At 36.5% G+C, this 23,304-nt stretch carries 26 protein-coding genes, 2 tRNA genes, 2 rRNA genes and 1 other RNA gene; 15 read left to right on the top strand and 16 right to left on the bottom strand.

Going from position 1 to position 23,304, the window contains the following annotated elements:
* Positions 1 to 86 precede the first annotated feature (86 nt).
* The 4 genes from ACZ47B_RS06145 (at position 87) to rrf (ending at position 3,901) form a co-directional block, all read left to right on the top strand.
* Positions 87 to 163, top strand: a tRNA-Ile gene (locus ACZ47B_RS06145).
* A gap of 177 nt (positions 164 to 340) precedes the next feature.
* Positions 341 to 416: transfer RNA gene (locus ACZ47B_RS06140), tRNA-Ala, on the top strand.
* 252 nt (positions 417 to 668) lie between these two features.
* Positions 669 to 3,551, top strand: a 23S ribosomal RNA gene (locus ACZ47B_RS06135).
* Between the two features lie 233 nt (positions 3,552 to 3,784).
* Positions 3,785 to 3,901, top strand: a 5S ribosomal RNA gene (rrf, locus tag ACZ47B_RS06130).
* Positions 3,902 to 3,917: 16 nt separating this feature from the next.
* On the opposite strand, the gene ACZ47B_RS06125 is transcribed toward rrf, so the two are convergent.
* Both ACZ47B_RS06125 and ACZ47B_RS06120 read right to left on the bottom strand, forming a co-directional pair.
* On the bottom strand, positions 3,918 to 4,427 hold the full coding sequence (locus ACZ47B_RS06125) for a hypothetical protein (RefSeq protein ID WP_464893658.1): 510 nt from the start codon (positions 4,425 to 4,427) through the stop codon (positions 3,918 to 3,920).
* Positions 4,417 to 4,779, bottom strand: coding sequence for a hypothetical protein (locus ACZ47B_RS06120; protein ID WP_464893657.1), 363 nt, complete (start codon positions 4,777 to 4,779; stop codon positions 4,417 to 4,419). The genes ACZ47B_RS06125 and ACZ47B_RS06120 overlap by 11 nt, the downstream gene beginning before the upstream one ends.
* A 108-nt stretch (positions 4,780 to 4,887) precedes the next feature.
* Between ACZ47B_RS06120 and ACZ47B_RS06115 the strand changes: the two genes are divergently transcribed.
* Both ACZ47B_RS06115 and ACZ47B_RS06110 read left to right on the top strand, forming a co-directional pair.
* Positions 4,888 to 5,703, top strand: coding sequence for a transposase (locus tag ACZ47B_RS06115; RefSeq protein ID WP_464893656.1), 816 nt, complete (start codon positions 4,888 to 4,890; stop codon positions 5,701 to 5,703).
* A gap of 264 nt (positions 5,704 to 5,967) precedes the next feature.
* A complete protein-coding gene (locus ACZ47B_RS06110) occupies positions 5,968 to 6,933 on the top strand; it encodes an IS110 family RNA-guided transposase (protein WP_464893655.1) in 966 nt (321 codons plus the stop codon).
* 250 nt (positions 6,934 to 7,183) lie between these two features.
* On the opposite strand, the gene ACZ47B_RS06105 is transcribed toward ACZ47B_RS06110, so the two are convergent.
* Complete coding sequence (locus ACZ47B_RS06105) at positions 7,184 to 7,414, bottom strand: hypothetical protein (RefSeq protein ID WP_464893651.1); 231 nt, start codon at positions 7,412 to 7,414, stop codon at positions 7,184 to 7,186.
* A gap of 76 nt (positions 7,415 to 7,490) precedes the next feature.
* Between ACZ47B_RS06105 and ACZ47B_RS06100 the strand changes: the two genes are divergently transcribed.
* The 3 genes from ACZ47B_RS06100 to ACZ47B_RS06090 all read left to right on the top strand — a co-directional run bounded on the left by ACZ47B_RS06100 (position 7,491) and on the right by ACZ47B_RS06090 (position 9,472).
* On the top strand, positions 7,491 to 7,751 hold the full coding sequence (locus tag ACZ47B_RS06100) for a helix-turn-helix domain-containing protein (protein ID WP_464893650.1): 261 nt from the start codon (positions 7,491 to 7,493) through the stop codon (positions 7,749 to 7,751).
* A 177-nt stretch (positions 7,752 to 7,928) separates the two neighbouring features.
* Positions 7,929 to 8,096 (top strand): hypothetical protein, encoded by a 168-nt coding sequence (locus ACZ47B_RS06095; RefSeq protein WP_464893649.1) that lies wholly within the window; start codon positions 7,929 to 7,931, stop codon positions 8,094 to 8,096.
* Positions 8,097 to 8,506: 410 nt separating this feature from the next.
* Positions 8,507 to 9,472, top strand: a complete 966-nt coding sequence (locus tag ACZ47B_RS06090) for an IS110 family RNA-guided transposase (protein ID WP_464893655.1) — start codon at positions 8,507 to 8,509, stop codon at positions 9,470 to 9,472.
* Between the two features lie 256 nt (positions 9,473 to 9,728).
* Here ACZ47B_RS06090 and ACZ47B_RS06085 read toward each other — a convergent pair whose 3' ends face one another.
* Positions 9,729 to 9,965 carry a hypothetical protein gene (locus tag ACZ47B_RS06085; RefSeq protein ID WP_464893654.1) on the bottom strand — a complete coding sequence of 79 codons (237 nt, stop codon included), beginning with the start codon at positions 9,963 to 9,965 and terminating at the stop codon, positions 9,729 to 9,731.
* A 75-nt stretch (positions 9,966 to 10,040) separates the two neighbouring features.
* Here ACZ47B_RS06085 and ACZ47B_RS06080 point away from each other — a divergent pair, with 75 nt between their 5' ends.
* From ACZ47B_RS06080 to ACZ47B_RS06070, 3 genes are all read left to right on the top strand, one after another.
* On the top strand, positions 10,041 to 10,208 hold the full coding sequence (locus ACZ47B_RS06080) for a hypothetical protein (RefSeq protein ID WP_464893649.1): 168 nt from the start codon (positions 10,041 to 10,043) through the stop codon (positions 10,206 to 10,208).
* Positions 10,209 to 10,331: 123 nt separating this feature from the next.
* Positions 10,332 to 10,640, top strand: a complete 309-nt coding sequence (locus ACZ47B_RS06075; protein WP_464893653.1) for a transposase — start codon at positions 10,332 to 10,334, stop codon at positions 10,638 to 10,640.
* 61 nt (positions 10,641 to 10,701) lie between these two features.
* Positions 10,702 to 11,049 carry a transposase gene (locus ACZ47B_RS06070; protein WP_464893652.1) on the top strand — a complete coding sequence of 116 codons (348 nt, stop codon included), beginning with the start codon at positions 10,702 to 10,704 and terminating at the stop codon, positions 11,047 to 11,049.
* Positions 11,050 to 11,299: 250 nt separating this feature from the next.
* Here ACZ47B_RS06070 and ACZ47B_RS06065 read toward each other — a convergent pair whose 3' ends face one another.
* Positions 11,300 to 11,530 carry a hypothetical protein gene (locus ACZ47B_RS06065; RefSeq protein ID WP_464893651.1) on the bottom strand — a complete coding sequence of 77 codons (231 nt, stop codon included), beginning with the start codon at positions 11,528 to 11,530 and terminating at the stop codon, positions 11,300 to 11,302.
* Positions 11,531 to 11,606: 76 nt separating this feature from the next.
* On the opposite strand from ACZ47B_RS06065, the gene ACZ47B_RS06060 reads away from it, so the two are divergent.
* Both ACZ47B_RS06060 and ACZ47B_RS06055 read left to right on the top strand, forming a co-directional pair.
* The gene (locus ACZ47B_RS06060) at positions 11,607 to 11,867 is read left to right on the top strand and encodes a helix-turn-helix domain-containing protein (RefSeq protein ID WP_464893650.1); all 261 of its coding nucleotides are present in this window, start codon (positions 11,607 to 11,609) and stop codon (positions 11,865 to 11,867) included.
* 177 nt (positions 11,868 to 12,044) lie between these two features.
* A complete protein-coding gene (locus ACZ47B_RS06055) occupies positions 12,045 to 12,212 on the top strand; it encodes a hypothetical protein (RefSeq protein ID WP_464893649.1) in 168 nt (55 codons plus the stop codon).
* 546 nt (positions 12,213 to 12,758) lie between these two features.
* On the opposite strand, the gene ACZ47B_RS06050 is transcribed toward ACZ47B_RS06055, so the two are convergent.
* From ACZ47B_RS06050 to ACZ47B_RS06015, 8 genes are all read right to left on the bottom strand, one after another.
* On the bottom strand, positions 12,759 to 13,937 hold the full coding sequence (locus tag ACZ47B_RS06050; RefSeq protein ID WP_464893648.1) for an OprD family outer membrane porin: 1,179 nt from the start codon (positions 13,935 to 13,937) through the stop codon (positions 12,759 to 12,761).
* A gap of 505 nt (positions 13,938 to 14,442) precedes the next feature.
* Complete coding sequence (locus ACZ47B_RS06045) at positions 14,443 to 14,874, bottom strand: type II toxin-antitoxin system VapC family toxin (RefSeq protein WP_464893647.1); 432 nt, start codon at positions 14,872 to 14,874, stop codon at positions 14,443 to 14,445.
* A complete protein-coding gene (locus ACZ47B_RS06040; protein ID WP_464893646.1) occupies positions 14,858 to 15,124 on the bottom strand; it encodes a hypothetical protein in 267 nt (88 codons plus the stop codon). The genes ACZ47B_RS06045 and ACZ47B_RS06040 overlap by 17 nt, the downstream gene beginning before the upstream one ends.
* Positions 15,125 to 15,282: 158 nt before the next feature.
* On the bottom strand, positions 15,283 to 15,438 hold the full coding sequence (locus tag ACZ47B_RS06035; protein WP_464893645.1) for a hypothetical protein: 156 nt from the start codon (positions 15,436 to 15,438) through the stop codon (positions 15,283 to 15,285).
* Positions 15,439 to 15,696: 258 nt separating this feature from the next.
* Positions 15,697 to 16,977 carry a TRAP transporter large permease gene (locus ACZ47B_RS06030; RefSeq protein ID WP_464893644.1) on the bottom strand — a complete coding sequence of 427 codons (1,281 nt, stop codon included), beginning with the start codon at positions 16,975 to 16,977 and terminating at the stop codon, positions 15,697 to 15,699.
* A gap of 1 nt (position 16,978) precedes the next feature.
* Complete coding sequence (locus ACZ47B_RS06025) at positions 16,979 to 17,797, bottom strand: TRAP transporter small permease (protein ID WP_464893643.1); 819 nt, start codon at positions 17,795 to 17,797, stop codon at positions 16,979 to 16,981.
* A 9-nt stretch (positions 17,798 to 17,806) separates the two neighbouring features.
* Positions 17,807 to 18,802, bottom strand: coding sequence for a TRAP transporter substrate-binding protein (locus ACZ47B_RS06020; RefSeq protein ID WP_464893642.1), 996 nt, complete (start codon positions 18,800 to 18,802; stop codon positions 17,807 to 17,809).
* A gap of 191 nt (positions 18,803 to 18,993) precedes the next feature.
* Positions 18,994 to 19,671 carry a response regulator transcription factor gene (locus ACZ47B_RS06015; RefSeq protein ID WP_464893641.1) on the bottom strand — a complete coding sequence of 226 codons (678 nt, stop codon included), beginning with the start codon at positions 19,669 to 19,671 and terminating at the stop codon, positions 18,994 to 18,996.
* A 92-nt stretch (positions 19,672 to 19,763) separates the two neighbouring features.
* Here ACZ47B_RS06015 and ACZ47B_RS06010 point away from each other — a divergent pair, with 92 nt between their 5' ends.
* Complete coding sequence (locus ACZ47B_RS06010) at positions 19,764 to 21,332, top strand: cache domain-containing protein (RefSeq protein WP_464893640.1); 1,569 nt, start codon at positions 19,764 to 19,766, stop codon at positions 21,330 to 21,332.
* 116 nt (positions 21,333 to 21,448) lie between these two features.
* Here the strand turns inward: ACZ47B_RS06010 and ACZ47B_RS06005 are convergent, their stop codons facing one another.
* The 3 genes from ACZ47B_RS06005 to trpA form a co-directional block, all read right to left on the bottom strand.
* Complete coding sequence (locus ACZ47B_RS06005) at positions 21,449 to 22,033, bottom strand: hypothetical protein (RefSeq protein ID WP_464893639.1); 585 nt, start codon at positions 22,031 to 22,033, stop codon at positions 21,449 to 21,451.
* A gap of 14 nt (positions 22,034 to 22,047) precedes the next feature.
* Positions 22,048 to 22,414: a transfer-messenger RNA gene (ssrA, locus tag ACZ47B_RS06000) on the bottom strand.
* Between the two features lie 143 nt (positions 22,415 to 22,557).
* Complete coding sequence (trpA, locus tag ACZ47B_RS05995) at positions 22,558 to 23,295, bottom strand: tryptophan synthase subunit alpha (RefSeq protein WP_464893638.1); 738 nt, start codon at positions 23,293 to 23,295, stop codon at positions 22,558 to 22,560.
* Between the last annotated feature and the right edge of the window lie 9 nt (positions 23,296 to 23,304).

Raw genomic sequence — 23,304 nt, 5'->3', positions numbered from 1 at the left:
GGCCGAGTCATTCACTTGACTCGGCGGAAAACCTAAGAAGTCTAAGTTCGCTTGATTGGTTCTCAAAGGTCGACATTTATAAAGAGGGGCGTATAGCTCAGCTGGTTAGAGTGCACCCCTGATAAGGGTGAGGTCCCAGGTTCAAGTCCTGGTACGCCCACCACTTTTCGGTGATATTGCACAAAGCTTGAAAATTTAGTTCAATCACTTACTAATATGTAAGCTCAATCACTAAATTTTAAACCTTTGCACAATCTAACCGAAAATAGCACCAAGCTAACAGCTGAAAGCATAAAGTCAAATAAAAACTTTTTACTTTGAGCTTTTAGCTTTATTATCTGGGGAATTAGCTCAGCTGGGAGAGCGCCTGCCTTGCACGCAGGAGGTCAGCGGTTCGATCCCGCTATTCTCCACCAGTGCATCACTGAAGTCTGATTTAAGTACTTTTATCTAAGTATTTAAATTAGACTTTTTAGTCTAAAGTTATTTAATTTAATATTGTTAATAGTCTAAAAACTTGCTAATTTAGTTTTTTATTTTATTATAAAGAACTAATTATCAAAAGGTATTTTATTGAAACAATTCCGTTTTTAATAAATACTACAATTAAAGCAAAAACAACCAATAATTTTCTTGTTATTTATTTAGCAAGAGAGTTGCGTCTTAGAAGGTAAGTTACTAAGAGCAAATGGTGGATGCCTTGACTGTAAGAGGCGATGAAGGACGTACTAGGCTGCGATAAGCTTCGTGGAGCCGCCAAGAGGCTTTGATACGGAGATTTCCGAATGGGGCAACCCGGCATGGCGCGAGTCATGTCACCCTTTTAGGGAGCGAACCCGGTGAAGTGAAACATCTCAGTAGCCGGAGGAAAAGAAATCAATTGAGATTCCCAAAGTAGCGGCGAGCGAAATGGGATTAGGGCAGTTAGTTTTAGCACATTGGTTAGTAGAACAATCTGGAAAGGTTGGCCATAGAGGGTGATAGTCCCGTATACGAAAACTTTTGTGTGGAACTAAGCTAACGAACGAGTAGGTCGGAACACGTGATATTCTGACTGAACATGGGAGGACCACCTTCCAACCCTAAATACTACTTACAGATCGATAGCGAACAAGTACCGTGAGGGAAAGGTGAAAAGAACCGCAGTGAGCGGAGTGAAATAGAACCTGAAACCATTTGCTTACAATCATTCGGAGCCCTATGATTTATCAGGGTGACGGACTGCCTTTTGCATAATGAGCCTGCGAGTTGTGGTATCTGGCGAGGTTAAGGAAACCCGAAGCCGTAGTGAAAGCGAGCCTTAATAGGGCGTTAAGTCAGATGCTGCAGACCCGAAGCGAAGTGATCTATCCATGGCCAGGTTGAAGCCGGTGTAAGAACCGGTGGAGGACCGAACCGATTGAGGTTGAAAACTCACCGGATGAGCTGTGGATAGGGGTGAAAGGCCAATCAAACTTCGTGATAGCTGGTTCTCTCCGAAATATATTTAGGTATAGCGTCAAGTCGTAGCATAGGGGGGTAGAGCACTGATTGGGCTAGGGCATACACCAATGTACCAAACCCTGTCAAACTCCGAATACCCTATGTGTAATCTTGGCAGTCAGGCGGCGGGTGATAAAATGCGTCGTCGAAAGGGAAACAGCCCAGACTATCAGCTAAGGTCCCAAAGTCTTACTTAAGTGGAAAACGAGGTGAGATTGCTTAGACAACCAGGAGGTTGGCTTAGAAGCAGCCATCCTTTAAAGAAAGCGTAATAGCTCACTGGTCTAGCGATCTTGCACGGAAAATATAACGGGGCTAAAGTAAGCACCGAAGCTATAGGTTTGATATTTATATCAAGCGGTAGGAGAGCGTTCTATTCAGCGTTGAAGGTGTACCGTAAGGAGCGCTGGAGCGGATAGAAGTGAGCATGCAGGCATGAGTAGCGATAAAAGGGGTGAGAATCCCCTTCGCCGAAAACCCAAGGTTTCCTACGCTATGCTCGTCATCGTAGGGTTAGTCGGGTCCTAAGCCGAGTCCGAAAGGGGTAGGCGATGGAAAATCGGTTAATATTCCGATACCGACATATGAGCGCGATGGAGTGACGCTTAGGGCTAAACGAGCCAACTGATGGAATAGTTGGTCGAAGGGTGTAGGATGATACACAGGCAAATCCGTGTATCACAAGTCCGAGACCCGACAGGCACCCGACGCTCTTCGGAGTTGAAGGTGAATCGTTGATGCCGTCGAGCCAAGAAAAACTTCTAAGTTTATCATATGTCGCCCGTACCGTAAACCAACACAGGTGGGTGAGATGAGTATTCTAAGGCGCGTGGAAGAACTCTGGTTAAGGAACTCTGCAAAATAGCACCGTATCTTCGGTATAAGGTGTGCCTTACGGGTGAAGGAGCTTGCCTCCCGAGCCTTATGAGGTTACAACAAAGAGTCCCTCCCGACTGTTTACCAAAAACACAGCACTCTGCTAACTCGTAAGAGGATGTATAGGGTGTGACGCCTGCCCGGTGCCGGAAGGTTAAATGATGGGGTTAGCCGCAAGGCGAAGCTCTTGATTGAAGCCCCGGTAAACGGCGGCCGTAACTATAACGGTCCTAAGGTAGCGAAATTCCTTGTCGGTTAAATACCGACCTGCATGAATGGCGTAACGAGATGGGAGCTGTCTCGACCAGAGATCCAGTGAAATTGTAGTGGAGGTGAAAATTCCTCCTACCCGCGGCAAGACGGAAAGACCCCGTGGACCTTTACTACAGCTTGACACTGCTGTCGGGATAAAGATGTGCAGGATAGGTGGGAGGCTTTGATCACGTGACGCCAGTTGCGTGTGAGCCGTCCTTGAGATACCACTCTTCTTTATTCTGATAGCTAACTCCGTATAGTTATCCTATACGAGGACAATGTCTGGTGGGTAGTTTGACTGGGGCGGTCGCCTCCTAAAAAGTAACGGAGGCTTGCAAAGGTTGGCTCATACCGGTTGGAAATCGGTAGTAGAGTATAAAGGCATAAGCCAGCCTGACTGTGAGACATACACGTCGAGCAGAGACGAAAGTCGGTCTTAGTGATCCGGTGGTTCTGTGTGGAAGGGCCATCGCTCAAAGGATAAAAGGTACCCCGGGGATAACAGGCTGATCTCCCCCAAGAGCTCACATCGACGGGGAGGTTTGGCACCTCGATGTCGGCTCATCGCATCCTGGGGCTGGAGCAGGTCCCAAGGGTATGGCTGTTCGCCATTTAAAGCGGTACGCGAGCTGGGTTCAGAACGTCGTGAGACAGTTCGGTCCCTATCTGCCGTGGGCGCAGGAAGAGTGAGGAGAGTTACCCCTAGTACGAGAGGACCGGGGTGAACGAACCACTGGTGTACCAGTTGTCCTGCCAAGGGCACCGCTGGGTAGCTATGTTCGGATGTGATAACCGCTGAAAGCATCTAAGCGGGAAGCCAACTCCAAGATTACTCTTCCCTGAAGATCCCATGAAGACTACATGGTTGATAGGCTAGGTGTGTAAGCGCAGTAATGCGTTTAGCTGACTAGTACTAATAGATCGTTCGACTTATCTAATAATAAGACGCAACTCTCTTGTTAAGTAAATTAACAAGCAACTGTATAGCTTTAAATGATTTCTTGCCAAGTGGCAAAGCTTTAGTGAGATGAATTTTCATTGTAGCTTGCTTCAAGGAAAAGAAAGATAAAATGATTAGTAAGAAAAAGACTATTGACAATATAAATAACTCAAAAATATAACTCCAATTGAGTTAAAGAAGTGCTTTAAACAAACATTTCTTTAACTCAATTCCGGTGGCTATAGAGAGAGGGAAACGCCCTGTTCCATTTCGAACCAGGAAGCTAAGACTCTCATCGCCGATAATACTGCCCCTTACTGGGGTTGGGAATGTAGGTCGCTGCCGGTTTGAGTTAGAATGCTTCTTAAATCAATACTATATTTCCCTTTAAATCATTTTTATATGTTGTTTTTAGATAATCATTGAAAAACTTATCTCCATGATACAAAGCCCCGTCTTTACAAATGTCATAATAATCCGGATTTGGCAATATCTCATCACTTTGTTTGTCTGTTTTACCTTTGTATACTATACAGTTTTTTATAACTTTTCCATTGTATCCCCTGACATTGCCGTCGATTATATTTACTCTGTTGTAGCCTATCTCTCTTTTATCCAAATCTTGTATGTAATCCTCGCTTAAACCCATAATAACTAAAGCATTGAACCAACTATTTTCATCTTCCATGATATTCATAACCGCTTTTTTTATACCTTTTGATTTTCTCCAGGAGGGGAGTTGGTTGAAGACTCTTTTATATCCTTTTACCTTGACGGTTTTTACTTTTTTTATATCTATGTGATGTTTTCTCAGTTCGTCAGGATGTAGTAGGCTACCATATATGATAAGATTGTATCTATTTTTATCTTTCAATATTTATATCCCATATTACCGATATGCCATATTCTTTATCCAAAGTGATATATTTGAAGTACTCTTTTTTTGCTGAGAAACTGTACAGCTTTACTATTACATCTTTTCCTTGAAGTAGCATTTTGACTTCTTTAGGAGTTATTTGTTTCTTTCCCCATCTTCGTAAAGAGTTGCCCCATATGCGAAATGAACAGGTAGAATCTTTGCTTAACTCGAACAATTCCCCATCTTCACTGTACCAAGAGGCGTTTGAACAGGTAAATACATTGGTCTGCCTACCTTTTACATTCATTTTTTTATGAATTATATTACCATTTTCACAAAATGGACACTTTCCTATATTTTTTTGCATATAATATTATATCAAAAATATTTGTAAATAAAGGGGTCAGGTGATAGTAATAATTTTTTAAGAAAAAAATATATATAATATTGCATATATCTGTAAAGGAAAAAGTTCATGCCAAGAAAACCAAGGATTAATATAGCAGGTTATTATCATGTCATAAATCGTGGGGTAGAACAAAGAGTTGTATTTTTTGATGATGAGGACTTTAAAGAATTTGAACAATTATTATGCGACAATTTAAAAAGTTTCAATATAATTTTACATAGTTTTTGCTTGATGGATAATCATTATCATCTTCTGCTGGAAGCACAAGATAATAATCTTTCAAAATTTATGAGACAGATCAATATGAATTATGCTATATATTTTAATAAAAAATATAAAAGAGTAGGTCACCTTTGGCAAGGGAGATTTAAGTCATGGTATGTTGCTAATGAGGCATATCTATATACACTTATACAATACATAGAGCAAAATCCCATAAAGGCAAAGATAACCGATAAGATAGAAGAGTATCCTTATCAAAGTGCTTATTATATATTGAATAACAAAATACCATTATATTTAAAAGATTCCTGGCTAAATAAGAATTTCAATAACAAGGATGAAATAAAAGATTTTTTATATATGAAACCTGATAGTGATGTGTTGATAGAGCTCAATAAGGCATCAATGCTGATAGAAGCATCAAACATAAAAACAAATGAACTAAATGAACAAAAATTAAAAAAAATGCTTTTAAAGTACACTAATAAAAAAGAGAGAAACAAACATATAATCAAAGCCTATAAGCAAGGATATTCCCAACATCAAATAGCAAAGGTTTTAAATCTTTCTCAGCCAACGATTAATGGAATAATAAAAAGAAATACTATTACTATCACCTCGTATAATACAAACACCAACAAAGATATTCACAATCTTTGAAAGATTGAAGCAAAAATGCTACAATCAAAAGAGAGCTTTGTTGGCGTGCAACAGATCAGAATGTCACCGAAGTGTTCATAAATGAGTATGGATAGCTTGAGGGTCAGTGAGATGGTTGCACCAAAGCCTTGGTAGCGACAAGATCGATACGAAGTATCATATCGTATTTACGAGGTAAGGCTCTGTGCAACCCGTTGCGTGTTGTCACACCGTCACAAGAGATGATGCTAACGAGCTCTTTAAATCATTATAAAGGCTCTATAAATGTATTCTATCGGATTGGATATAGGAAAGTCAAGTATAGCGGTACATATTCCAAAGAGTAATTTGGATCTCGAAATAGAGAATACAACACAAGCACTCAAAGCACTCTTTTCCAAACTCAAGAAACTCTACAAAAAAGAGGTAGAGAGAGTCGTATGGGTGTTCGAGTCGACAGGAAGCTACTCTGCACGTATCTATCGCTTCTGTGCCCAAAAAGGGATCAAAGTCTTTATGCCAAATCCCAAACAGGCAAGAGGGTTTGCCAAAGCGATAGCACAGCGCAACAAGAGCGACAGAATCGATGCAAGAGTACTTGCACAAAGCATTCTCATCGCCAAAGAGAGTGAGATCAAAGTTCCCTCTGTCGATCCGCTCGTCGAAGAGTTCAAAGAGATGATAGGCTATTACAGACTGCTTGCCAAACAGCAGAGTCAGCTCAAAAACCATCTGGAGTCTCTACGAGCCAAAGATAGCGCAAAGATTTTGATTAAAGCTCTCCAAAAGCAGCTTCACTCTATAAAAACACAGCAGGCATCTCTACTGCAATCGATGCTTAAGACAATTAAACAAGATGCAATACTCTCCAAAAAATTCGAAGTGATCCTCTCTATCAAAGGAGTGGGTGAATTGACCGCTCTTGTATTATTGCATCTTTTTTTGCGCTATCCAAATGCCAATCAACGACAGATCGTCTCTTTAGCAGGGCTCGATCCTGTTATTAGGGAATCTGGCACTTCGATAAGAGGTAGAGTCAAGATATCCAAAGCGGGAGACAAAATATACAGATCGGCACTCTTTATGCCTGCAATGGTTGCCGTTCGATACAATGGACACTTCAAGAAGTATTATGAAAGACTTAAGGCAAATGGAAAGCATACAACAGCTGCGCAAGTGGCTGTAATGCGTAAGCTGCTTATTATCGCACTCTCTCTTTATAAGAGTGAAGAGTTCTATAGGGATTTATAGTCATTTTTTAGTGTTGTTTGTATCAGGTGGGTGTACAAAAGGAGTTTTATGAATAGGTTTATTGGATTTTAAGGTAGCGACTGACCCCTTAAGCCTGCTTAAGCCCTTCGCGTATTGGTACATTTTCGGGTTGCGCTTGATAACACTTTAAGCCTCCTAATTTATTATTCAGAAGATAATTTATATGTACCAAAAACAAATATAAAAGAAGTTAAAATCGCTCCAACAATAAAAACAATACTTGCATCCATTATAAATCCTTTATCTCTTTGGTTTTATTAGATATTTTAATAATAATCAACAAAAGTACAAACAACAATACAAAAAATAGGAATGAACCCGAATAAAAGATCCAATCTATTTTATTTGAATCATAACGCTTTATAAGTCCACTTACAATAACAACTACCAATCCAATAGTTAAGCTTAACCATATTCTCAATGTATTTAATATCTCTTTTATCTCATCTATCTTTGCCATAAAGTATTATACCATAAAATTGGTGAAGCTAAATAAGAATTTCAATAACAAGGATGAAATAAAAGATTTTTTATATATGAAACCTGATAGTGATGTGTTGATAGAGCTCAATAAGGCATCAATGCTGATAGAAGCATCAAACATAAAAACAAATGAACTAAATGAACAAAAATTAAAAAAAATGCTTTTAAAGTACACTAATAAAAAAGAGAGAAACAAACATATAATCAAAGCCTATAAGCAAGGATATTCCCAACATCAAATAGCAAAGGTTTTAAAACTTTCTCAGCCAACGATTAATGGAATTATAAAAAGAAATACTATTACTATCACCTGACCCCTTAAGTGTGTCCGTAAGCTGCTTATTATCGCACTCTCTCTTTATAAGAGTGAAGAGTTCTATAGGGATTTATAGTCATTTTTTAGTGTTGTTTGTATCAGGTGGGTGTACAAAAGGAGTTTTATGAATAGGTTTATTGGATTTTAAGGTAGCGACTGACCCCTTAAGAATATTATGAAACCTGATAGTGATGTGTTGATAGAGCTCAATAAGGCATCAATGCTGATAGAAGCATCAAACATAAAAACAAATGAACTAAATGAACAAAAATTAAAAAAAATGCTTTTAAAGTACACTAATAAAAAAGAGAGAAACAAACATATAATCAAAGACTATAAGTAAGGATATTCCCAACATCAAATAGCAAAGGTTTTAAATCTTTCTCAGCCAACAATTAATGGAATTATAAAAAGAAATACTATTACTATCACCTTATTACTATCACCTCGTATAATACAAACACCAACAAAGATATTCACAATCTTTGAAAGATTGAAGCAAAAATGCTACAATCAAAAGAGAGCTTTGTTGGCGTGCAACAGATCAGAATGTCACCGAAGTGTTCATAAATGAGTATGGATAGCTTGAGGGTCAGTGAGATGGTTGCACCAAAGCCTTGGTAGCGACAAGATCGATACGAAGTATCATATCGTATTTACGAGGTAAGGCTCTGTGCAACCCGTTGCGTGTTGTCACACCGTCACAAGAGATGATGCTAACGAGCTCTTTAAATCATTATAAAGGCTCTATAAATGTATTCTATCGGATTGGATATAGGAAAGTCAAGTATAGCGGTACATATTCCAAAGAGTAATTTGGATCTCGAAATAGAGAATACAACACAAGCACTCAAAGCACTCTTTTCCAAACTCAAGAAACTCTACAAAAAAGAGGTAGAGAGAGTCGTATGGGTGTTCGAGTCGACAGGAAGCTACTCTGCACGTATCTATCGCTTCTGTGCCCAAAAAGGGATCAAAGTCTTTATGCCAAATCCCAAACAGGCAAGAGGGTTTGCCAAAGCGATAGCACAGCGCAACAAGAGCGACAGAATCGATGCAAGAGTACTTGCACAAAGCATTCTCATCGCCAAAGAGAGTGAGATCAAAGTTCCCTCTGTCGATCCGCTCGTCGAAGAGTTCAAAGAGATGATAGGCTATTACAGACTGCTTGCCAAACAGCAGAGTCAGCTCAAAAACCATCTGGAGTCTCTACGAGCCAAAGATAGCGCAAAGATTTTGATTAAAGCTCTCCAAAAGCAGCTTCACTCTATAAAAACACAGCAGGCATCTCTACTGCAATCGATGCTTAAGACAATTAAACAAGATGCAATACTCTCCAAAAAATTCGAAGTGATCCTCTCTATCAAAGGAGTGGGTGAATTGACCGCTCTTGTATTATTGCATCTTTTTTTGCGCTATCCAAATGCCAATCAACGACAGATCGTCTCTTTAGCAGGGCTCGATCCTGTTATTAGGGAATCTGGCACTTCGATAAGAGGTAGAGTCAAGATATCCAAAGCGGGAGACAAAATATACAGATCGGCACTCTTTATGCCTGCAATGGTTGCCGTTCGATACAATGGACACTTCAAGAAGTATTATGAAAGACTTAAGGCAAATGGAAAGCATACAACAGCTGCGCAAGTGGCTGTAATGCGTAAGCTGCTTATTATCGCACTCTCTCTTTATAAGAGTGAAGAGTTCTATAGGGATTTATAGTCATTTTTTAGTGTTGTTTGTATCAGGTGGGTGTACAAAAGGAGTTTTATGAATAGGTTTATTGGATTTTAAGGTAGCGACTGACCCCTTAAGCCCAAGATATTATGGTAAAATATGAGAAGTAAGGATATGGGGGTGAAGGTGGTTTACACAGTTTGGTTTACGGTGCCGATTTTATAGTGAAATATTTAATGCTTTAACTGCTATATATGTAAATACTCCTATAACAGCTAAAAAACTAATTGCTACAATATATTCAATCATTTTTTAAGTCCTTTAACATTTTTATATTGGCAATAATTTTCCTTGAAAGTAATATCAATAGAACTAATAGTGTAGATATGCCTATCAATGAGGATATAATTAAAACAATAGATGCTGTCTTATAATTTAAAAATAACCAACCAACAATACCAAGCAATGTAATTAATCCTATCGAAAATAATCTATTTAAAAAGTTCAGCCATTCTTTCACTTCATCTATCTTTGCCATGAGGTATTATATCATAAAATTAGTTAACTAAATAAGAATTTCAATAGTAAAGATGAAATAAAAGATTTTTTATATATGAAACCTGATAGTGATGTGTTGATAGAGCTCAATAAGGCATCAATGCTGATAGAAGCATCAAACATAAAAACAAATGAACTAAATGAACAAAAATTAAAAAAAATGCTTTTAAAGTACACTAATAAAAAAGAGAGAAACAAACATATAATCAAAGACTATAAGTAAGGATATTCCCAACATCAAATAGCAAAGGTTTTAAATCTTTCTCAGCCAACAATTAATGGAATTATAAAAAGAAATACTATTACTATCACCTTATTACTATCACCTGACCCCTTAAGTTCTACATTGCGCTATCCAAATGCCAATCAACGACAGATCGTCTCTTTAGCAGGGCTCGATCCTGTTATTAGGGAATCTGGCACTTCGATAAGAGGTAGAGTCAAGATATCCAAAGCGGGAGACAAAATATACAGATCGGCACTCTTTATGCCTGCAATGGTTGCCGTTCGATACAATGGACACTTCAAGAAGTATTATGAAAGACTTAAGGCAAATGGAAAGCATACAACAGCTGCGCAAGTGGCTGTAATGCGTAAGCTGCTTATTATCGCACTCTCTCTTTATAAGAGTGAAGAGTTCTATAGGGATTTATAGTCATTTTTTAGTGTTGTTTGTATCAGGTGGGTGTACAAAAGGAGTTTTATGAATAGGTTTATTGGATTTTAAGGTAGCGACTGACCCCTTAAGTTCTACATTGCGCTATCCAAATGCCAATCAACGACAGATCGTCTCTTTAGCAGGGCTCGATCCTGTTATTAGGGAATCTGGCACTTCGATAAGAGGTAGAGTCAAGATATCCAAAGCGGGAGACAAAATATACAGATCGGCACTCTTTATGCCTGCAATGGTTGCCGTTCGATACAATGGACACTTCAAGAAGTATTATGAAAGACTTAAGGCAAATGGAAAGCATACAACAGCTGCGCAAGTGGCTGTAATGCGTAAGCTGCTTATTATCGCACTCTCTCTTTATAAGAGTGAAGAGTTCTATAGGGATTTATAGTCATTTTTTAGTGTTGTTTGTATCAGGTGGGTGTACAAAAGGAGTTTTATGAATAGGTTTATTGGATTTTAAGGTAGCGACTGACCCCTTAAGCCTGCTTAAGCCCTTCGCGTATTGGTACATTTTCGGGTTGCGCTTGATAACACTTTAAGCCTCCTAATTTATTATTCAGAAGATAATTTATATGTACCAAAAACAAATATAAAAGAAGTTAAAATCGCTCCAACAATAAAAACAATACTTGCATCCATTATAAATCCTTTATCTCTTTGGTTTTATTAGATATTTTAATAATAATCAACAAAAGTACAAACAACAATACAAAAAATAGGAATGAACCCGAATAAAAGATCCAATCTATTTTATTTGAATCATAACGCTTTATAAGTCCACTTACAATAACAACTACCAATCCAATAGTTAAGCTTAACCATATTCTCAATGTATTTAATATCTCTTTTATCTCATCTATCTTTGCCATAAAGTATTATACCATAAAATTGGTGAAGCTAAATAAGAATTTCAATAACAAGGATGAAATAAAAGATTTTTTATATATGAAACCTGATAGTGATGTGTTGATAGAGCTCAATAAGGCATCAATGCTGATAGAAGCATCAAACATAAAAACAAATGAACTAAATGAACAAAAATTAAAAAAAATGCTTTTAAAGTACACTAATAAAAAAGAGAGAAACAAACATATAATCAAAGCCTATAAGCAAGGATATTCCCAACATCAAATAGCAAAGGTTTTAAAACTTTCTCAGCCAACGATTAATGGAATTATAAAAAGAAATACTATTACTATCACCTGACCCCTTAAGTGTGTCCGTAAGCTGCTTATTATCGCACTCTCTCTTTATAAGAGTGAAGAGTTCTATAGGGATTTATAGTCATTTTTTAGTGTTGTTTGTATCAGGTGGGTGTACAAAAGGAGTTTTATGAATAGGTTTATTGGATTTTAAGGTAGCGACTGACCCCTTAAGAATATTATGAAACCTGATAGTGATGTGTTGATAGAGCTCAATAAGGCATCAATGCTGATAGAAGCATCAAACATAAAAACAAATGAACTAAATGAACAAAAATTAAAAAAAATGCTTTTAAAGTACACTAATAAAAAAGAGAGAAACAAACATATAATCAAAGACTATAAGTAAGGATATTCCCAACATCAAATAGCAAAGGTTTTAAATCTTTCTCAGCCAACAATTAATGGAATTATAAAAAGAAATACTATTACTATCACCTTATTACTATCGACTGACCCCTTAAGTTCTAAGCTGCTTATTATCGCACTCTCTCTTTATAAGAGTGAAGAGTTCTATAGGGATTTATAGTCATTTTTTAGTGTTGTTTGTATCAGGTGGGTGTACAAAAGGAGTTTTATGAATAGGTTTATTGGATTTTAAGGTAGCGACTGACCCCTTAAGTAGTTTATGAATAGGTTTATTGGATTTTAAGGTAGCGACTGACCCTCTAAGTGACTTAAGTGACCCCTTAAGCTGTTGTAGAGTGTAGCTCAACTTTTAGTGCCTGCCTGACACATTGATGTATGCAAAATAGAGTCGGTTTCAGATATCTATAAAAGTAACTGGAAATATAACTGTTTATATTATATAGAAGAAAAAAGCTTATTTGTATAGGATTATATGAGAAAATATTACATAAACAGAGGAGAAAGACCCCCTCTGTTATATAATTTTTTAGAATTTATATGTTACATAAACTCTTGTATAGTCTTGATCGTTTCCATGATCTACATTTTTAGTATCATATTTGAATGTAGCACTCAATCCTTTTAGGCCACCTGCAAATGCGTAAGAAACATAACCACCAAGTGTGTTGTAGTCATTATTTGCTGCACCTGTATCATAGTTTGAGTACAATGCACCTGCTTTTAGGCCAGCTACACCAACTTTTGAAAAATCATAAGCTACTTTTACACCTACAGTATCTACATCTGCACCATAGTTATTTCCATAGATTAGACCACCTGCATATGCATTATCAGCACCATTTCCCAAACCAGGAAGTGTAGCAGATTTATTATCGTTTGTACTATAAGCTACATGTCCATATAGACCATTGTATGCAGCAGACACTTTTAAGCTTAGTGTGTCTCCATTTGGTCCGACACCATCAGCTAAATCAGATGAACTATCATAGTATTGTGCTGCCAAACCAAGATCTACGTCACTAACCATTGTATGATATACTGCTTCAGCAAACCATACTCTTGGATTTACACCAGGATTTTTACCTTTTGCATAAGCTCCAGTTAATTTTAAACCTTTTATTGACTTGTTTGTTGCAAATATAGTCCATGCACCGTCAGCTACATCTTCAAACTGTCCAATATGACCATTGCCGTCAGTTCTTCCTTGAAATTTTGTTACATATCCACCAGCAATAACTGTATTTGCCAAACCAGTATAGCCCGCTACATAGCCTTCAAAAGATTCTTTTGTTGTTCTAGAACCACTTCCTGCAACCAAAGGAGTACTTATGTACTGTCTACCTGCTTTTAAGAAGAAACCACTGTTTGCATACTGAAGATATGCTTCAGAAAGAACACTTCCTGTACCATACATATCACCAGAAAAAGCTGCTTTATCTTGATCGTTAGCCCATGGTGAATGAGTTGATTGAAATGTCATTCCAGCACTGAAGCCATTGAATGAACCTGTCTTATATGATAAATCTAGACCCAAGTCTAATATATCATTACTAGTTGTTCCGTTATCTTTATTAAAATAAATAGCCTGCAATTGTCCACTTACTTTTCCACCTGTTAATGCTGCTGTTAGTGAGTCTGCAGCAAAAACGCCTGTGCTTAAACTTACAGCTGCAATCGCAGCTAAACTTAGCTTAGCTAATTTCATATATATCTCCTTGTAAAATTGTTTTCCTGAGTATTATACAAAAAAGTTTTGTAATTTACAATTAAATTTAGCTTAAAAATATGGAATTTTGGAGGTTTTTGTGAAAAATTGCAATTTTATGTGTAAATTTTCTCTTTAGGGCATCTCTAAAAACCCTATACGGATCATAGAAGCTTAAGTTGGGGTGAGATTTGAATAATAAAATTTGAAGTACTAGCCGTAGCTAATTCGAAAATTTTATTATTTGAAGATCGCCCCAAATTAAGCTTCCCTTCGGGCATTAAGAGGTGGATTATATACTGCGTTAAATGTTTTTGAATTAGCTACGGCTAGTCCTGCAAACATTTGCCTTGTCTATAACCCACCTCTTAATGCTATGACCGCATAGGGTTTTTAGAGATGCCCTTTATTTCATTATAAATAAAAATAGTAAATGAAAAGTAAACCATTATAATTGAGAATGGAGAATTGAGGATGGGAGGATGGGAGGATGTCGTCTCACGACTCACGAAATGTCACTTAATATGGATGTTATTTTTATGTTTTGATAATTTTTTAGTTTTAGAAGTTTTTTATCGTTTGTTATGAATTGCTTACACATTATTCTTTCAGCGCTATTTAGGATGATTAAATCTTCAAAGTCTTCAAAGGTAGAATTCAAAAAATCATTTTTTGCACCTATAAAATCATCATATTGTATAAAAAGCGGCGTAATATCATCACATAGTTTATCTATGGCATTTAGAACAAGTTTTGAGTTTATCTTTCTTTTTTGTGTAAGTATATAGTAGATAGTTGTGATAAAGTCTCCTGAAAAGTAAAACTCTTTGCTTTGATCATCTTTGTAGCGGTTATACCATGCTATTGCATGTTGTGAAGTGGTTCTTTTGCTATCAAGCAAATCAAGACATATGTTAGCATCAAGAAATATCTTCATGGTATTTGCCTCTTAACTTGTGATAGTCATCATTACCTATCTTTCCATCAAGCATGCCTATAAAATTGCCTGTTCTTTTTTTTGCTTGCTGTTCAACGAAGTCTATGATATCGGGGTTTTTTGCAATAGCTTGAAAATAGCTTGTTATGATTTGTGTAAAGTTTTTATTTTTTTGGTTTACTATTTTGCTTGTTTTATCGATCAATTCTTTTTTAAAATTGAAATTTTTTCTGACAGTAAGTGTTTTCATAATACACCTCCTATTTGTATGTATAGTTTTATATGTATTATACTTGGAGATAGTTTAAAAGATGGTTAAAAAATTTAGAATTTAGAATGGAGAATGGGTTGATGAGATGATGGGTTGATGGGTGGATGGGTGGATGGGAGAATATAAATGTCGTCTCACTATTTACGAAATGTCGAATATATTAGATATAGTTTTATATCATCTAGTTTTTCAAGAGTTTTTTTACATATCTCTTTGTAGTCTTCTTTTAACTCTTCAAGTGTGTCTATGGTTTGATAAATATTGTCTATCTTTTTTTCTATGCTATGCAACATTTGACATTCTTTGAAAAACCTTGTAGTCTTTTATGTCATGCTCGGCTTTTAGTTCAAACAGGGCCCTACTGTTGTCTTTAGAGTCTTTTAGGATAATACCATTTAAAATATCTTCTAAAAGATAGTAATTTTTTATCTCGTTAAGAATGATAAGGTCTACTTCTTTTTAAAGAGTGCCATATGTTTCTGAACTTATGCAGAAAGGAGGCAAAGCTGGAAAATTCATTCCAGCTTTGCTTAAAATAAATAAAATCTATATCATCCAAACATCATATTTGGCAGCCATAGGGATATGATAGGTACATATGTTATCAGTGCCAAGCCGACAAGCAGGGTCAGTGTCCAAGGTAGGGTATAAATGATGACATCCTTGATGTTAAATCCGGTGATACCGCTTGTAACAAAGAGGTTCAGTCCCACCGGAGGTGATACCATACCTATCTCCATATTGACCGTGATAATGATACCAAGATGTATGGGGTTTACTCCAAGAGCCGTAGCGACCGGTAAAAGTAAAGGTACAAGTATCATGATGATCGCACTTGGTTCCATGAAACTACCGGCGATGATAAGCAGGATATTGATAAGTAACAAGAAGACTATCTTACCTACATGAGCGTTTACCAAGGCTTCGGTTATCTGTTGTGGAACATTTTCCAAGGTCAAAAAGTGTGCAAAAAGCATAGCATTCGCTATAACAAACATAATCATAGCGGCAGTTTTTGCTGACTCGAGGATGATAGGATAGAAATCTTTTAAACTGACATCCTTATATATTATCCAGGATACAAAAAATGCCCACACTGCAGCAACCGCAGCAGCTTCAGTCGGGGTAAAGATACCTCCGTAGATACCTCCGATGACGATGACTATGGTCATAAGTGCCCATGAAGCATCTTTTAATTTTTCCATTCTTTCTTTAAATGGTGCGGGTTCAGTTTTTTTAAAACCCAGTTTTTTAGCTCCTATGTAGGTTACACCTATAAGCATACCGCCAAGTAAAAATCCGGGAATCACACCAGCCATAAAAAGTTTACCTATGGATTGTTCGGCAGTTACACCGTAAACGATCATAACGATGGAAGGCGGTATGAGTATGCCCAAACTTCCGGAAGTCGCTATGGTTCCTATGGCATATCTTTTTGGATATCCGGCTTCCTGGATGGCTGCAAACATGATAGAGCCTATGGCAACGACGGTTGCAGGTGAACTTCCACTGACTGCAGCAAATATGATACTTGCAAATATAGCACTTATAGGAAGGCCGCCCGGTAAGTGCCCGACTGCACTTTTGGCAAAATCTATGATCCTTTTTGATGCACTACCTTTGCTCAGCAGGTTTCCTGCAAGGATAAACATAGGTATGGCCATAAGTGAGTAAGAGTCTATCTTTTCAAAAAGCATCGACGAGATCTCTTCAGGTGAGAGGCCTGTAAACATAATAAGAGTTAAAAAGGTACTTCCTCCAAGAGCTACCGCTATAGGAGTACCTATGATCATCAAGAAAAAGAAGAGTCCAAAGAGTATATATACGTGCATTTTAACTCTCCTTTCTTAGATTTGATAATTTTTGAGAGAGTTTTTGTTGGCAAGTCTCTAGTTTTCTCTCGATTTTTTTAAGTCTTTCTCTTTTTTCATCCACATCCAGAGAGTCGACCTCATTTTCTATGATCTTTTCCATCTCGCTTTCAAGTGCCTCCAGTTTTTCCTCTATTCTCTCGATCTTGTCTATCTCTTCATTTGTCTCAACAATCTTTTCGATCTTTTCGAGTTTCTCTTCATCTTCACTCTCTTGCATTTTGGCGAGTATCATCTCAGCTTCACTTTCACGTCTAGCTAGTTCGGCAGGAGTTTTTATGATCTCGATCAATTTTTCTAGTACCCTGATGGCAGCCGATGCAAAAGCCAAAGGTATGACGGAGTATGGCATCCACATAGGAACAGCCCACTCATCACTCATACCAAGCCAGGATATCTGTGGCACTACAAGATCAACTGATACTTCTTCCATGTCGATTTCCAAAAGGACATACTTGTATCCATAGTAGGCAACAGCTGATAGATATGCTATCACGAGCATATGTGAGAGTATCATGAGAGCTTTCATAAGGGGTGCCGGAAGTCTTTCCATAAGTATGGTAACAGAGATATGAGAGTCTTTTTTAAAGCAGTATGCTGCTCCAAAAAAGGCACTCCATATGAAAAAGTAGTTTGTCAATTCACTAGCCCATGTAATAGAACCGTTAAAACCGTATCTTGCAACAACATTGATAAATGCCAGTGCAACCCCGGCGGCGATGCCGAAGGCTGCAATGGATCTGTTTATGCTGCCAAGAATCTTATCGATCAGGCTAAACATGATGTTGCACTATTTCAATTTTAGTGCTGCTTGGATAAGGTCTTTACCTATCTTTTTAGGGCTGTAGAACTGAGGATAAATCTTACTCTCAGCTTTTTCCCATGCGGCTCTTTGCTCAGGAGTTAGGTTGTAGATCTTTAACTTTCCTGTTTTATCAGCATATGCTTTTATCTTGGCAAATTGAGAATTGTTAAGCTCTATAGCATACTGTCTCTCTTTTGCTGTAGCTTCTTTCATGGCTTGTTTTACATCTTTTTTAAGATCAGCCGGCAATGAGTTCCAAAATTTCTTACTCATAACTACAAGATATCCAAGATATCCGTGGTTACTCATAGTCATATACTTTTGAACTTCATAGAATTTTTTTGTATATATATTTGATATAGTATTTTCCTGACCGTCTATAACACCCTGCTGAAGTGCTGAGTAAACTTCACTAAACGGCATCATTTGAGGATTTGCTCCAACAGCTTTAAACTGAGCTTCAAGAACTTTTGAACTCATGATCCTAAACTTTTGACCTGCTGCATCTTTTGGCCATAAAATCGGTCTTTTTGAAGAAGTCAACTCTTTAAAACCGTTATCCCAAAAATCAAGTGCCACATAACCTTTTTTAGTTACCATATTTTTAAGTTTGGCTCCTACATCACTATCTTGAACTCTGTGAACATGATCCATATCTTTAAATAAGAAAGGAAGGTCGAAGAGGGCAAGCTGAGGAACAAATCTTCCAAATTTTGAAAAACTTGGACATGCCATTTGTACAGAGTTTAGTTTAAGGGCTTTTAAAACCGCTTTATCTTTATATAGTTGAGAGTTTGGATAAACTTGGACGTCTATCTTCCCGCCGCTTAACTCTTCCAATCTTTTGGCAAAAAAGTCTGCCGCTTTACCTTTTGGTGTATTTGGACTCACAACATGTGAAAACTTTAGTACATAATCAGCCGCAAATGTGCTTGAAGCCAATAAACTTGCTATCATTATAGCCTTAAGTGTTCTTCTCATAATAACTCCTTGTAAAATTTTGTATCCATTGTAATATTATTGTGTGTAAATTGTATGTAAATTGTAAAAAAATTGAAAAATTTTTTAATAAAGTATTTAATTTTGAAACAAAAGCAAGAAAAAACAGAGTTAAGGTTTTAAGTATTAGATAAAAAGTTTTGAAAAAACTATAAAAGAGCCGCGTCGCTCTTTTATAGTCTGTATCCTGTGGCGTGGATATTTTTTACAAGTCCTTCGGGAAGTTTTTTTCTTAGGTTTTTAGCCAACAGCCTAAGGGCATTTTGGCTCATGGCATTGTCATATCCCCAAACGTATGTTTCTATCTCTTTGTAGGTTACGGTTCTGTCTTTTTCAGAGAGCAGCTTTAAGAGTCTGTCTTCTTTTTTGGTGAGTTTGTACTCATTTCCTTCCGGATCGATAGTGATATGTTTGTCTTCGTCATATCTCCACCCGTCCTCAAGCTCATGGATTTTTCTTTTTTCTTTATTTTTTAGAAAAAGTTCCAGTGCTTTGTTCAGTTTAGTCTCTGTTAAAGGTTTTACTATATATCTTACAAGAGAAAGTTCAACCGCACTTAGCATATAGTCAACGTCGGTATAAGCTGAAATGATGATGATCTGTGTAGAAGAGCTTATCTTTCTTATCTCTTTTGCAAGCTCTATACCGTCGAGTCCTGGCATTTTGATGTCTGTTACGACAAGATCGGGCATATGTCTAAGATAGAGTTCATACGCATCGTCACCGTTGTCGGCTACATATACCTTTTTAAACATCATTTTCAAAAGTTCCGATATATTTTCTCTAGTACCAGGTTCATCTTCCGCGTATAAAACAGTATAGTTTTTTAAATGTTCCAAATTATTCTCCATTTTCTATATCCTTTTACATAAAATGTTATAGCAATGTATGATATAATAATTTTCCAATAAAATCAATAAAATTTTCATATAAAAGGGAGAAAATGAAAATTATAAAAGAAAACAATATAGCAAAAGTCATAATCATCTCTTTTACCATCATACTTTTTGCACTTATGGCATTTACCATATATTTCTCTACCGACAGGCAGTATGTGGAGTTTGAAAAAGAGTTGAACAATCTTAAAAAAGAGAGGATAGACAATCAGAAAATGTTTTTGAAAAGAGAGGTTGACTCTGTGGTTCATTTTATAGATTTTATGGATAAAAATGAAAATATTGACAATAAAACTTCCTTGCAATTGATAAAAGATTATATAAATTCGATAAGATTTGGAGAAAACAGGCTAAATTATATATTTGTATATAAGATAAATGACTTTAAAGGAGGGGAAAAGTTTGCGAAAATGTTCATCAATCCAAACAGACCCGACCTTGTAGGAAGATATATATCTTCAAGATACCAAGACGCAGATGGAAAAATGTTTAGAGAGCAATTTTTGCAAGATATAAAAAAAAGTGGCGAATCTTTTGTTATATATAGATATAAAAAGCCACGAACGGATAAGAAAACACTGAAACTTTCATACTTTAAACTGTATAAAAAATACAACTGGGTTATAGCGGCAGGAGTATATCTTGACGATATAGAAAAGTCTATAGAAAAAAAGAGGAGTGAGCTTTTAAAAAGTGTAAAAAAAGAGATAGTTTTGACAGTAATAGTTTATCTTATATTTTATGTGATAGCTTTTTTGTTCGCTATGTTTCTAGGTAACAGGATAGACAGGTTTTTCCAAAACTACAGAGATGAAGTAAGCCATAAAACACTTGAGCTCGAAAATCTCAATAAAAACCTGGAAGTAAGAGTAAGAGAAGAGGTTGAAAAAAACAGGGAAAAAGATCAGTTTCTTGTGCAAAAATCCAAGTTTATCGCTCTAGGTGAAATGATAAGCAATATAGCTCATCAGTGGAGACAACCTTTAAATGAACTCTCATCAGTTATGATGAATATAAAAATGAGATACAGAAAAGGTTTGCTTGATAGTGAGTATATGCAAAAAAAAGGAGAAGATATAGACAGGCTTTTGGAGTTTATGTCTCAAACGATAGATGATTTTAGAAACTTTTTCATTCCTGATAAAAAAATGAAACTTTTTAGTATAAAAGAGGCAGTGATGAGGGTGCTTTCCATCATGGAGTCATCATTGAAAGATAAAAATATCAAAATAAATCTCAAAATAGACAAAGATGTCAAGATATATGGATATAGAAGTGAATTTGAACAAGTGATACTAAATATCCTCTCCAACGCAAAATACGCTCTTATGAAAAACGATATTAAAAATCCTGAAATCACCATATCACTCGAAGCGGAGAATGACGGAGTGATAAAACTATATATAAAAGATAATGGGAGAGGTATAAAAACAAAACCTATAGAGAAGATATTTGAGCCATATTTTACTACCAAAGATACATCATCCGGAACAGGAATAGGTTTGTATATGTCAAAACTTATCATAGAAAAAAATATGAAAGGAAATCTAAGGGCTTTTAACGATGAAGATGGGGCAGTTTTTTGTATAAAATTGGATAGAAATAAAAAAGGGTGACAAAAGTCACCCGATTTCATGAAAACAACACACAAGAGAGCCGATAGTTTGTTTAGATACTTTCTTTCTCTAAGCTAATGAGTAATTGTAGCTTTTAAAAGTTAACAAAAAGTAAATCAAAAGGTAACGGTTTGAGCTTCCGGAGCACTGATAACTTGCTTTCGTTGCCTTGTTTTAGGTACTTTATTGCTGATTTTTCGGATAATTTTCTTATGTTTACTTTTCTTGACAATTATCTTTTTTTTCTTTATCGTGTAATTTTTGGAAGATTTGTAAATGTATACGGATTTTATAAAACCATCTTTTATGATAGCATATACAAAATCATTTGCATGAGCCAATCTTTTTGTGCCATAAACTTCGGCACTGTTTAGTTTGCCGTTTGACAAGTCCATCCCCTTTATATGGTACATCCAATAGTGCCTTTTTTTGTCATAGTAAACACTCTTTACCACACCTTTTATGTACCCGTTTCCTTTAAATTTCAAATCTCTACCTGTGGTTTTTGTCATAGCAGGTTTTGTTTTTGGTGCGTAAAAAACATTTGAGGCGTTTACGGTATATTTCTCACTATTGTTTTTAGGTTGTGGTTTGATACTTTGTTTTTGGTAATTTTTTGGCATGGGTAAAGTAGGCTCAGAAGTTTGACATCCGCTTAAAATGATCATAAATGATATAAAAAATAAAATTTTAAGATGCAAAATATACTCCGTTTTGGTGGAAGTGAGGGGGGTCGAACCCCTGTCCAAAAGCAGACTCACAAGAGGTTTTTTTACATGCTTGGTGCAAATGAAAAAGCTTCAAGTTTCCTGCCCATTTGCTAAGCAGAAACTCTAAGTCCAAAATGTCAGATAAAAGAAAGACGGCTTTTATCTCGAGCTATCTAAAGTGTTAAGCCAGATAGGCTTCCGATAGCAAGAAACCTAAATGACTGACCGAGCCGTTAGGCTACTACGCTACAGCGAGCGCAGGTCTGTAATTTGTATTGTTTGCGTTTATTTTTAACGGAACATTTTTACGGTATTGTTCAAACCGGCATGAACCTCAAGCTTGTCTGCTCCTGTCGAAGCCAAGTCACTCCCTTAGGCGCTGAGCAAATAGAACTTTTACACTCATTCTCAAAATTGCATCCTGCAATTTTTCCGAGGCTAAAATCAATATATACATCCTTGTATATACTCTTTGATTTTAGAACCGTTAGAAAGTCCCATTTGCTCAGCGTCGATTAATTGATCTCATTTTTTATGCAAGATGCAAGTTTAGATATACTATCAATTTTCTGGATATTTGTCAAGTTTTCATCCAAAAGTACCTTTACAAAGGCACTTCCCACTATAACCCCGTCAACATTTTTTGACTTTTCTTTTGCAGTTTTTTCATTTACGCCAAAACCCAAAAATATATCCGTATCACTTACTTCTCTTATGTGGTTTATCACGGAGGTTAAATCTTCACTTTTTCCAGCACCCGTAATACCCGCATATGCTACGAGATATATGAAAGTTTTAGCATCTTGTGCTATCTCTTTTATCCTTGTTTTTGAGTCGGTCGGTGCTACAAAGTCTATAAGTGAAATATCGTTATCATTAAAATCTTTTTTATAATCTTTTGCTTCTTCGTAAGGCAGGTCAGGTATGATAAATCCTTTTATGCCATACTCTTTCGCTTTTTTTATGTGAAAATCCACTCCATTTTTATAAAAGGGATTAAAATATCCCATCCACAATGTGTCTATCTTTTTTGCGATTTTTTTGGAAACTTCAAAAAGATCTTTCATCTTAAAGCCGCTTTGAAGCGCTTTTAGATTTGCTTCTTCTATGACCGGACCATCTGCAACCGGGTCTGAAAATGGAACTCCAAGTTCAACGAAATCAACTCCACTCTCTTTTAGGGAGAGTATCAAATCTTCAGTGAAGTTCTTATCGGGATATGCACAGGTTATATAGGCAACTAATTTTTTCATATCTCTCTC

This window comes from Thiofractor thiocamini, from assembly GCF_055384375.1.
This window is presented reverse-complemented; position numbering and strand designations above follow the sequence as displayed.